Origin of the sequence: Buttiauxella noackiae (assembly GCF_000737905.1) — a bacterium.
GTDB classification, from domain to species: Bacteria; Pseudomonadota; Gammaproteobacteria; order Enterobacterales; family Enterobacteriaceae; genus Buttiauxella; species Buttiauxella noackiae.
Genome location: NZ_JPRU01000004.1, coordinates 1 through 11,012, shown reverse-complemented (window position 1 = coordinate 11,012; position 11,012 = coordinate 1). Strand labels below are relative to the sequence as shown.

General features: G+C 48.9%; 12 protein-coding genes and 2 rRNA genes. 6 read left to right on the top strand and 8 right to left on the bottom strand.

Annotation, left to right across the window (positions count from 1 at the left end):
• The first annotated feature begins 54 nt into the window (after positions 1-54).
• The 5 genes from IX31_RS17875 to nepI all read left to right on the top strand — a co-directional run bounded on the left by IX31_RS17875 (position 55) and on the right by nepI (position 4,660).
• Complete coding sequence (locus IX31_RS17875) at positions 55-864, top strand: OmpA family protein (RefSeq protein WP_034460795.1); 810 nt, start codon at positions 55-57, stop codon at positions 862-864.
• 10 nt (positions 865-874) lie between these two features.
• The gene (locus IX31_RS17870; protein ID WP_157837386.1) at positions 875-1,756 is read left to right on the top strand and encodes a hypothetical protein; all 882 of its coding nucleotides are present in this window, start codon (positions 875-877) and stop codon (positions 1,754-1,756) included.
• A gap of 292 nt (positions 1,757-2,048) precedes the next feature.
• Positions 2,049-2,429: a helix-turn-helix transcriptional regulator gene (locus IX31_RS17865; protein WP_157837385.1), complete on the top strand. Its 381-nt coding sequence runs from the start codon at positions 2,049-2,051 to the stop codon at positions 2,427-2,429.
• A 232-nt stretch (positions 2,430-2,661) separates the two neighbouring features.
• Positions 2,662-3,384, top strand: a complete 723-nt coding sequence (locus IX31_RS17860; protein ID WP_034460792.1) for a DUF2461 domain-containing protein — start codon at positions 2,662-2,664, stop codon at positions 3,382-3,384.
• A 91-nt stretch (positions 3,385-3,475) separates the two neighbouring features.
• Positions 3,476-4,660 (top strand): purine ribonucleoside efflux pump NepI, encoded by a 1,185-nt coding sequence (gene nepI / locus IX31_RS17855; protein ID WP_034460791.1) that lies wholly within the window; start codon positions 3,476-3,478, stop codon positions 4,658-4,660.
• 86 nt (positions 4,661-4,746) lie between these two features.
• Here nepI and tauD read toward each other — a convergent pair whose 3' ends face one another.
• From tauD to IX31_RS17830, 5 genes are all read right to left on the bottom strand, one after another.
• Positions 4,747-5,595: a taurine dioxygenase gene (tauD, locus tag IX31_RS17850; protein WP_034460790.1), complete on the bottom strand. Its 849-nt coding sequence runs from the start codon at positions 5,593-5,595 to the stop codon at positions 4,747-4,749.
• The gene (gene tauC, locus IX31_RS17845; protein ID WP_034460789.1) at positions 5,592-6,419 is read right to left on the bottom strand and encodes a taurine ABC transporter permease TauC; all 828 of its coding nucleotides are present in this window, start codon (positions 6,417-6,419) and stop codon (positions 5,592-5,594) included. Before tauC ends, tauD begins: the two co-directional genes overlap by 4 nt.
• The gene (tauB, locus tag IX31_RS17840) at positions 6,416-7,183 is read right to left on the bottom strand and encodes a taurine ABC transporter ATP-binding subunit (RefSeq protein WP_034460788.1); all 768 of its coding nucleotides are present in this window, start codon (positions 7,181-7,183) and stop codon (positions 6,416-6,418) included. Before tauB ends, tauC begins: the two co-directional genes overlap by 4 nt.
• A 10-nt stretch (positions 7,184-7,193) precedes the next feature.
• Complete coding sequence (gene tauA, locus IX31_RS17835; protein WP_034460787.1) at positions 7,194-8,165, bottom strand: taurine ABC transporter substrate-binding protein; 972 nt, start codon at positions 8,163-8,165, stop codon at positions 7,194-7,196.
• A 181-nt stretch (positions 8,166-8,346) separates the two neighbouring features.
• Positions 8,347-8,535, bottom strand: coding sequence for a hypothetical protein (locus IX31_RS17830; RefSeq protein WP_034460786.1), 189 nt, complete (start codon positions 8,533-8,535; stop codon positions 8,347-8,349).
• Between the two features lie 182 nt (positions 8,536-8,717).
• Here IX31_RS17830 and IX31_RS17825 point away from each other — a divergent pair, with 182 nt between their 5' ends.
• Positions 8,718-9,170, top strand: a complete 453-nt coding sequence (locus IX31_RS17825; RefSeq protein WP_034460785.1) for an acyltransferase — start codon at positions 8,718-8,720, stop codon at positions 9,168-9,170.
• Positions 9,171-9,244: 74 nt separating this feature from the next.
• Here the strand turns inward: IX31_RS17825 and IX31_RS17820 are convergent, their stop codons facing one another.
• The 3 genes from IX31_RS17820 to IX31_RS17810 form a co-directional block, all read right to left on the bottom strand.
• Positions 9,245-9,718, bottom strand: a complete 474-nt coding sequence (locus IX31_RS17820) for a VOC family protein (RefSeq protein WP_034460784.1) — start codon at positions 9,716-9,718, stop codon at positions 9,245-9,247.
• 452 nt (positions 9,719-10,170) lie between these two features.
• Positions 10,171-10,286 (bottom strand): 5S ribosomal RNA (gene rrf, locus IX31_RS17815).
• 110 nt (positions 10,287-10,396) lie between these two features.
• Positions 10,397-11,012, bottom strand: a 23S ribosomal RNA gene (locus IX31_RS17810); the annotation flags it as partial.

The window sequence follows — 11,012 nt, the reverse complement described above, 5'->3', positions numbered from 1 at the left end:
ATTCCCCGGCGAGAATGCCGGGGAATCATCGCCAAAATTAATATGAGATAAAAAATGAAATACGCTAAATATGCAAAACTGGCTCTTATTGTCAGTGGTGTTGTATTACTTTCTGCCTGTACGCGCTCTGTAAGCAATGTAGATTCACAAGGTAAAACAAATAGCCCTATATTCCCTGACGCATCTCATGCAGTAAGAAGCGAAGGTAGTTTCGTAAACCTTGATAACTTAAAGCAAATGCGACCGGGCCTGAGCAAGGCTGAAGTTTACGAGCTTATTGGCACCCCACATTTTGATGAAGGTGTATTTCGTGTGAAAGAGTGGGATTATATTTTCCATTTCACAAAGCCTGATAACTCGGTATTAACTTGCCAGTATAAGGTTTTATTTGATTCCAACATGAAGGCGCAAAGCTTCTTCTTTTCACCTGACGACTGTTTGTCAAAGTTGAATAAACCTGTGGTAAAAGTCGTGACAAATACAATGCATAAAGAACTAAGTGCGGAAGGCTTATTTTCTTTTGGCAGCCCTGAACTAAGTGCTTCGGGCGTTTCCCAAGTTAATGACCTGGCTGCAGATCTCAAGGCAGAAGATTTAAATGGTAAACATGTCTTGATATCCGGTTATACCGACCGTATCGGCAACTCAGTAAAAAATATGCAACTGTCTCTGGCCCGAGCTGAGTCTGTTAAGAAAATGCTAACTGAGAAAGGTATCCCAGCTTCAATTATCGAAACACAAGGTCTGGGTGATTCTGCTCCTCGTGTTATTTGCCCGGGTAAGAAATCACCAACTGTTATTGAATGTCTGGCACCTAACCGTCGCATGACTATTGATGTAGTTGCTATTCGTACAGGTAAATAAGGTCATCAGTGTGAAAAATCTAATCAAGACCGCCGCAGGCGGTCTTTTATTCCTGACAAGTTGTCATGTGTTTGCGGCAGCATCGGATCTGAATGTTAAATCCATCAATGTTCCTGCATATAATCTCATTGTTGACGCATTAAATAATATGAATGCTGCCAACGGAAAGCGTGATGATTTTATTATGAAGCAAATCTGCGACTTAGCGCGCGGTGATAAAACGCAGGAGGACGTAAATGAGTTATTGGCGAGGAGTAATATTGATGTTCGTACTATTCCACTACAGGGCTCTTTAAACTCGCTATTGGTAAATGGTAACCAGCCTGCACAGGCTTATGCATGCGCAACTTATGTTGCTACAACACTTTCTCAACCGACTGATAATTCATATTTTTATGATAAAAATAAGAATGCGAAAGGTGTTATTGAAACAACACTGAACCCAGCAAAATTTGCCAGTGATATGCGCATTAAAATGTCGATGGCACAGGCGACAGCACAGTTATATGCAGTCATCGCAGGCAATCTACCCAGTGAGAGTAATTCAACCTGGGATGATTACCAGCGTAGCGTGGTGAGAACTGTTTATAACTATGCTCCGGAGTATTTGAGACTAGTGAAAGTTCTGTATACCACTGATACAGCAAAATACAGCCCGGGAACTATCACTAAAACTACGGTCAGCGTGGCTGATAACCAGGGCAGAGAATTGCAAATTACACCGACAGGACCAGTACTTGTGTCACGAGGAGTGGTCTGGCTAGGCAATGGAAAGATATTGGGAAAAGAATATTTTTCACCTGTAAAGATCATTGCTTCAACAGCACCAGCAACCCCAGTAGAAACAGAAAAAGCGCCACCACAGGAAAAGAAAACAACAAAAAGAAAATAAATATATAAAACCAGTAACACACCTGACTTAAAAAATTGACATGGCTATTAAATGGATGCCCGCTAATTGCCTGTGGTTTATAAATTGTATATAGAGGGAGCCTATGAAAATATATGTTTTGACGGAGAATAATTATTTATATAATGGTATCGCACACACTCTTGCGTCGAGAACTGACTGCCAATGTGTAAAACTCAGCATTCAAAACAAAAGTAATTACATTGTGTCCCGATTGAGTAAGCCCGGGGATATTTTTATCGTCGCATCAGAATATTCAAACATGAATTTTTCGATGTTAATGGAACTCAATCTAAGTAATGCTTCAGTTATAATTGTAAAGAATAATTTCGGTTGGAAGATAAGTAGTATATTTAGATTTTCAACTATTGCTCGAAATTTTCATATGTTTGATTTATTGCAGGCGATAAATTTAATCAAGCCAGTGAGCAATAAGGATGTACTGCTCCCGCGGATAACTGCGTCAGAAAAAGAAGTGCTAATGTTAACAATGAATGGAGGGCGGGTTGATTTTATTAGCTCAAGGTTAAATATTGCTGTAAAAACAGCTTATGCTCATCAACGCAGTGTATTCAAAAAGCTTGGAATTCGAAAGATCCAGGATATAACAAAGCTTCCATACAATTACATTAACTATATTGTCCATACCAATTAAAGAAATTTTGATTACGCGGAATAGTAGATGTCGCAATTCGTAAAGCAGTAGCACCGCTGGCTACTGCTGTTTTTCATGCCTGTTTGTAACAACCCACGTTCGCGAACAGAACCTGTCGCCGGAAGATGGCAGACTTGATACCATCTTTAACAATCTCTGAGCGGGCGTGGATGAATTATCTCGCTTACTACCGCTGGTACTTACTATAAATACTGATAAGGGTTCAACGAAAATGGCGAATCAAACATCTACAACGCCCACTACTCCAGTATTGTCAAAAGCACCTTTTAGCCCGGCGAGTCTGCAATTCCTGAACAAGCTCGCGCAAAACAACTCCCGGGACTGGTTTAAAGAACACCAGGATGAATACGAAAATAGTGTGCGCACCCCTGCCCTGCGGTTTATCGAGCAAATGCAGCCCGGTATTCTTGCCATTTCATCGAAGCTCACTGCCGTGCCGAAAAAAGTCGGCGGCAGTCTTATGCGCCCACAGCGAGATAGCCGTTTCAGCAAAGATAAAACGCCCTACAAAACCAATGTCGGAATTCAGTTCCGTCATTTCCAGGGCAAAGACGTTCATGCACCAGGACTCTATCTCCATATCGCCCCTGAAGGTTGCTTTATTGCCGCCGGAATTTGGCACCCCGAATCAAAAGCCCTGAGTGCTATTCGCCAATGCATTGATGAGAACCCCAACGCATATCAAAAGGCGTTACAGGCGCTACAAAGCCAGGGGTTTATCATGGATGGCGATAGCTTAAGTCGCCCGCCAAAAGGCTACGATAAGACTCACCCATTATTAGCTGAATTAAAACGCAAAGATTTTATCGCGGTGAAAAATATCGATTTTGAGGAGCTGTGCAAGCCTGATGCCATCAATTTTTGCACCGAGCAGTTCCAGCATTGCGCTCAATTGATGGCTTATCTGTGCTTTGCCCTGGAACTTGATTTCTAGAACATCTCGGGAAAGTTGCCAAAACGTTAAATGCATCACACTTACAGTGCTACACTACGCGGCTTTATTGGAAGTAGCGGCGGGTAGATAAATGAGTGAGCATATTGAAAGGATGAACGAGCCGAAGGCCGTATCCAGGCCTAACTGGTCAGCGGTATTTGCAGTGGCGTTTTGCGTAGCCTGCCTGATTACCGTGGAGTTCTTGCCAGTAAGCTTGCTGACGCCAATGGCGCAAGATCTGGGAATCTCAGAAGGTGTTGCCGGACAATCCGTTACCGTCACGGCTTTTGTGGCAATGTTCGCAAGCCTGTTTGTGACCAGCATTATTCGCTCAACCGACAGACGCTATGTAGTCATCCTTTTCTCTGTGCTGCTTACGCTTTCCTGCCTGCTGGTTTCCTTTGCTGAAAACTTCACCATGTTGCTGATTGGGCGCGCCTGTCTGGGGATTGCGCTCGGCGGCTTCTGGGCAATGTCGGCCTCTTTAACCATGCGGTTGGTTCCAGCTCGTACAGTGCCAAAAGCACTCTCGGTTATCTTCGGAGCTGTCTCTATCGCACTGGTTATCGCCGCCCCGCTTGGTAGCTTCTTAGGCGGCATTATTGGCTGGCGTAATGTCTTTAATGGCGCGGCATTAATGGGTGTGGCTTGTATTATATGGGTGTGGAAAGCTTTGCCACCGCTGCCAGGTGAATCAACGCAGCATAAGCAAAACATGTTTGGCCTGCTTAAACGCCCAGGAGTACTGGCCGGCATGACAGCAATATTTATGACATTTGCAGGGCAGTTTGCCTTCTTCACTTATATTCGCCCGGTATATATGACGCTTGCAGGCTTTGATGTCGACGGCCTGACGCTGGTGCTGTTGAGTTTTGGCATTGCGAGTTTTGTCGGCACATCGCTTTCTGCGGTTTTCCTCAAGCGTTCACTCAAGTTGTCTCTCACCTGTGCGCCGCTGATTCTGGCGCTGAGCGCTTTGGTTCTGGTGTTATGGGGAAGCGATAAAATCGTCGCATCAGCAGTTGCCATTATCTGGGGCTTTGCCTTTGCTCTGATCCCCGTCGGCTGGTCTACGTGGATCACCCGCTCACTAGCGGATCAAGCTGAGAAGGCGGGCTCTATTCAAGTTGCGGTGATCCAGTTAGCAAATACCTGTGGCGCCGCAATTGGCGGGTTGGCTCTGGATAATCTCGGCATAATTTCGCCGCTGGTGTTGTCAGGGAGTTTGATGTTGCTCACCGCTTTGCTGGTAGCCGCAAAAGTACGAGCTAAGTAATTGTGTCGGGTGGCGCCTTGCTACCCGGCGGGCAACTCATTGAATCATTGGGTGGGTAAGCGCCAGCTCCACCCACCAACATCTCATCACCCTCGCCAGAAAGGCTTGTCTCCCAAAATCGTTGCACGATGCATGATGCGACGAGCGGGGAGATAATCAGCATTCGCATAATGCTGCGTAACACGGTTATCCCAGATAGCGATGTCGTTTTCCTGCCAGCGCCAGCGAACCTGGAACTCCGGCTTCGTAATATGGGCAAACAGGAAGGCAAGCAGCGCATCGCTCTCTTTTTGTGAGAGGTCAACAATCCGCGTGGTGAAACCCTCGTTAACAAACAGCGCCTGCTTGCCGCTTACCGGATGGGTACGAACCACTGGATGCAACAACGGTGGATTCTTAACGACCGCCTCGCGCCAGCGCTGATGCTCTTCCTCACTACGGAGATGTTTATATTCCGGGAATGATTTGCGGAAATCGTGTTCCGCCTTCAGCCCTGAGAGCAAGCGCTTGAACGGTTCTGAAAGTGCCTCGAATGCTGCAATTCCACTGGTCCATAATGTATCACCGCCGAATTCCGGAAGCTGTTTTGCTGCCAATATTGCACCGGCTGGCGGCGTTTCGATAAAGGTCACATCGGTGTGCCAGTTATCGTTATCAGGCGGGTTATCGTTGTGCGTATCCAGCACAATAATCTCCTCTACGCCTTCCGCATGTGGATAAACCGGGTGGATGTGCAGATCGCCAAACCGCTGTGCCAACGCGCGCTGCTGTGCAGGAGTAATCGACTGGTCACGCAGGAACAAAACCTGATGGCGGATCAGCGCGTGGTAAAGCTGCTCGAACTGGTTGTCGGTCAATCCCCGACTCAGCGTCACGCCACTAACCTGTGCACCAATGTACGGCCCCAACGGCAAAACATTCACTTTTTCACTCATTGCCCTTCTCCATGCCATGGGGTTAAGCGGCGCTGTAAGGCACGCAAACCCAGCTCTAAACAAAATGCGATAACCGCAATTACGCCGATACCCGCAAGTACGACATCGGTTGCCAGAAACTCACCGGCTGACTGCACCATAAAGCCCAACCCGCGCGTGGCGGCGATAAGCTCTGCTGCAACCAGTGTTGACCAACCTACGCCAAGCCCAATGCGGAATCCGGTCAGGATTTCCGGCAATGCTCCGGGCAAAATCACATGCCAGACTATCTGAGCGCGTGACGCTCCCAACGCCTTCGCAGCACGAATGCGCACCTGTTTTGCGCTGCGCACTCCCGCCATGGTCGACATCGCAACTGGGGCGAAAATCGCCAGGTAAATCAGTAAGATCTTCGAGGTCTCCCCAATTCCAAACCAAATCACCATTAGCGGTAAATAAGCCAGCGGTGGTACCGGGCGATAAAGCTCAATCAGTGGATCAAGAATACCGCGTACCGTCGGGCTTAGCCCCATAGCAATGCCAACCGGAATACCAATGAGTACTGCGGCTAACAGCGCGGTGAGTATCCTCAACAAACTGGCAGCGAGGTGCTGCCAGAGTGTGGCATCCATAAATCCCTGCGGCCCGGCGATGCTAATCAGCTTCATCAATACCTGGCCTGGCGGTGGTAAAAACAGCGGGCTTATCCACTGCTGCGCCGCCACCCACCACCACAGCAAAATGATGCTCGTGATCGTCGTGAGGCTTAACGTAATCTGGCGCGAGAATGGCCAGCGCAACGCCAGCCGTTTACGGCGAGCTTTATCCTGAATAACGATGCTCATAGGAAGCCCTCACGTTGCTCAAACACTCGGCTCAATACATATTCACGTTTCGCGATAAATTCCGGGTCGGATTTAATACTGCGGCACGGCTCGCCTGCGGTGAAGCGGCGGCCAAAATCGAGCGGAAGACGTTCCAGCACGCGCCCAGGCCCTGGAGAAAGCAGCACCAACTCAGTTGCCAGAAACACGGCTTCTTCAATGTCATGCGTAATCAACAACACCTGGCGGCGGCTTTCATGCCAAAGTTTGAGCAGCAAGGTTTGCATTTGCTCGCGGGTGAAGGCATCAAGTGCACCAAAAGGCTCATCGAGCAGTAAAAGTTGCGGGCGAGTTGCCAGTGCGCGCGCAATTCCCACACGCTGGCGCTGCCCGCCGGAGAGCTGCCAGATGGCGCGTTTTGCTTTATCTTCGAGCCCCACTTTGCGCAACATATCGAGCGCGATGTCTTCACGTTCCTGCTTTGGTTTCCCGGCGAGTTGTAAGCCAAACGAGACGTTATCCAGTACCGAACGCCACGGCAGCAGCCCTTCATTCTGAAACACCACGCCGCGCTCAGCGCCCGGCCCTGTGACCTGTTTGCCCGCAAGGGTGATGCTGCCGGAGTGATAAGGAACAAAGCCAGCTATCAGGTTCAGCAACGTGGTTTTCCCGCAGCCGGATGGGCCGAGAACCACCAGTAACTCGCCCTCATCCACGGTCAGATTAATATCGTTAAGAACTGTTTTACCGTCATAATCTGCGCTTAAATGCGAAACCTGTAACATGGCTAACTCCTTACTGCGCCAGCGTTTTCACGAAGCGGTCGGTGACAAACTGGCTGTAATCCGTTTCCACGGACGGGACTTTCCCTTGCGCTTTAAGGAACTGGGCTGTATCAACAATCGCTTTGTTTACTGGGCCGCTAAGCTGCTCAGTTTGTTGGTTAGCGGTGAGGTAGGTATTACCCTTCACCAGCACCGGAACATCGCTTTCAGGTACACCACTCAGACGTGACAGCTTGCTCAGGTTATCCGGCTGTTTTAGCCAAACGTCCGGGTTGTCGATATAGCTTTTCTGCGCAGCGAGAGCGCTTTTAGCAAAGGCTTCCACCACTTCAGGATGCTGTTGGGCGAAATCTTTACGCACTACCCAAACATCCAGCGTTGGCGCGCCCCATTTGCCCACTTGTGCGGAGTCGGTCAACACCGTCCCATCTTTCTCCAGCTCGTTGACCGCAGGTGCCCAAACATAAGCGCCGTCAATGTCGCCGCGCTGCCAGGCCGCAATAATCGCCGGAGGCTGAAGGTTAAGAATTTCTACCTGACCGGGCTTAATTCCCCAATGTTTCAGAGCCGCCAGCAGGCTGTAATGCGTAGTGGAGATAAACGGTACGGCAATGCGCTTGCCGATGAGATCTTTCGGACTTGAGATACCTTTCTTCACAACCAACGCTTCGGAGTTACCCAATTGCGAAGCGAGCAAGAAGACTTCGATAGGCACATTCTGGCTTGCCGCCACAGCCAGCGGGCTGGAACCGATATTGCCAATTTGCACATCACCCGACGCCAGCGCTCGGACCACACTCGCACCGCTGTCGAATTTGCGCCATTCAACTTTTGCACCGCTGTCTTTGGCAAAAGTGTTGTCTGCCTGCGCGACCTTGGCTGGTTCCGCAGAAGTTTGGTACGCGACGGTCACATCTACCGCGAATACTGGCGTTGCAATAAGAGCAAGTGTTGCCAGCCAGAGAGAATGTCGTTTTGCCATGGGGAGTGCTCCTGTATCGATGATGGGAGCAGTATTTCCAATGGAGGTGATTAGATAAAAGAATTAAAAATTATCGCTAATGCTTTTATGTTTTTAGATCAAATGTAGGGAAGGATAGTCAGGAGATGGGAATAGGATCGGGGCCCAGAAAGAAGAAATGGGCCCGAAGGGCCCATGCCGATTAGTGTTCCAACTCAAGAGTCGCTTGCTGGCAATAATACTCATAACGCCCTAGAAACCAGGCCTTTTGCTCCATATCCATATTGCCGGTCACGGCTCGAATATCGACAGCTTGCCCAAGTGCATGCATACGAGCAAAACTACTCGCCAGAAAATCGAAATTCTTCACTGCCTGTAACTCTTTATTCATCAGCATATTCCTGTGGTTAGCTTATTTCTAATGAAGGGCCATATGCTTTATCTGAATTCAGTATCCGCCTGTTATTGATTGTTTTATGAGCTATCAGTGCTGGTTTTTGGAAAGTAGCAGGTTGAGAATCGAAGGCTTGAAGTAACTCACAAAATGGGCGACCTGGAAGCTATGGGAGAAAAATGAAAATATTGAAAAGCGGCATCAGGAATGTGATAGCCAGTGAAAAAGTAACGGTATGCGAACCACTAAATATCTACGAATGCACCCTGCACGATGACGTCTTTGTGGGCCCTTTCGTGGAAATTCAAAGACATTGTGTTATTGGCGCAGGAACCCGGATCCAGTCACATTCATTTCTTTGCGAGAAAGTCACAACCGGCAAAAACTGCTTTATTGGCCACAATGTGACGTTTGCCAACGATCTTTTCCGTTCCGGCAAACTCAATCCAGATCCCGAAAGCTGGATCAGTATTCATCTTGGCGACAACGTGATCGTGGGCAGTGGAAGTACGATCCTGACAGAATTTATCTGTAGCGGTACGGTGATAGGTGCTGGAAGTGTGGTCACGAAGGATATTCTTAAGCCGGGGATTTATGCAGGCAACCCGGCTCGGTTGTTGCGGGAGATTTAGGGCCGGGCTTTACCATGTTATGGCGACCAGACAACTGCTACGCTCTGGACTTAAACCCAGAGCGTAACAGTTCATCAACCAAGAATTGCCGCTTCGATAGTAGCAACATCTATTTTCTTCATCGACATCATCGCTCCAAACGCACGCCTGGCGGTGTCTCCACCCGTAGCAAGGGCTTCAGTCAGTACGCGAGGGGTAATTTGCCAGCTAACACCCCATTTATCCTTGCACCAGCCGCAGTCGCTTTCCTGGCCGCCGTTGCTGACAATTGCGTTCCAGTAGCGGTCCGTTTCAGCCTGATCGTCGGTGGCGATCTGAAAGGAAAAAGCTTCACTATGTTTGAAATGCGGCCCGCCGTTGAGGCCGATGCATGAAACACCCGCGACGACAAATTCGACAACTATTGAGTCGCCAGCCTTGCCATCTGGATAGTCTCCAGGGGCAGGAATGACGGCACCAACGCTGCTGTCTGGAAAGGTTGCAGCATAAAAATGAGCAGCGTCTTCCGCATCATGATCAAACCAAAGACAGATAGTATTTTTAGCCATGAGTTAACCCGCTTGTCGTGTTTCTCAGTTCCGATAACCGTACCCGCAATGCCCTATCGGCATTGCATCTTTTATCTTTTACCAACAATAAGTATGTACCGGATCTGCTCCATGCGAGTATCAGAGGTGTGATCTGTGGTCTGTATCGCTTAACGGATGTAAGGTTTACATGCGGGGATAGTAAATCAGTGGAATTTAGCAATTTAAAATAGTGGATTAAACTGCATGGCATCGTATTCTGCAGAGGATTATGTCGAGGAAATGAGAGTGGTTTTCGTAAATTGCAGACAGCAAAAAGCCCTGTACATCAGTACAGGGCTTTTACTCGTCTCATCCTGATACTCGCCCCTCCGGGGCCGGCGCAGGCGCCGTTCAACATTGTTCCCGACAATGTTGTCACTCTCACAACGCAAAAAGGCCACCTGTTAAGGTGGCCTTTCTGACTATTTGGAGCCTGGCAGTTCCCTACTCTCGCATGGGGAGACCCCACACTACCATCGGCGCTACGGCGTTTCACTTCTGAGTTCGGCATGGGGTCAGGTGGGACCACCGCGCTACTGCCGCCAGGCATATTCTGTATCGTTAACCGTTACGTTATTCACGTAACCATCAACTAAAATCTCGGTTCAAGCTGAAAATCAATCTCTGGTCTCTCAACCAAAACACCTTCGGTGTTGTAAGGTTAAGCCTCACGGTTCATTAGTACTGGTTAGCTCAACGTATCGCTACGCTTACACACCCAGCCTATCAACGTCGTAGTCTTCAACGTTCCTTCAGGACCCTTAAAGGGTCAGGGAGAACTCATCTCGGGGCAAGTTTCGCGCTTAGATGCTTTCAGCGCTTATCTTTTCCGCATTTAGCTACCGGGCAATGCCATTGGCATGACAACCCGAACACCAGTGATGCGTCCACTCCGGTCCTCTCGTACTAGGAGCAGCCCCCCTCAATTCTCCAGCGCCCACGGCAGATAGGGACCGAACTGTCTCACGACGTTCTAAACCCAGCTCGCGTACCACTTTAAATGGCGAACAGCCATACCCTTGGGACCTACTTCAGCCCCAGGATGTGATGAGCCGACATCGAGGTGCCAAACACCGCCGTCGATATGAACTCTTGGGCGGTATCAGCCTGTTATCCCCGGAGTACCTTTTATCCGTTGAGCGATGGCCCTTCCATTCAGAACCACCGGATCACTAAGACCTGCTTTCGCACCTGCTCGAGCCGTCACTCTCGCAGTCAAGCTAGCTTATGCCTTTGCACTAACCTCACGATGTCCGACCGTGATTAGCTAACC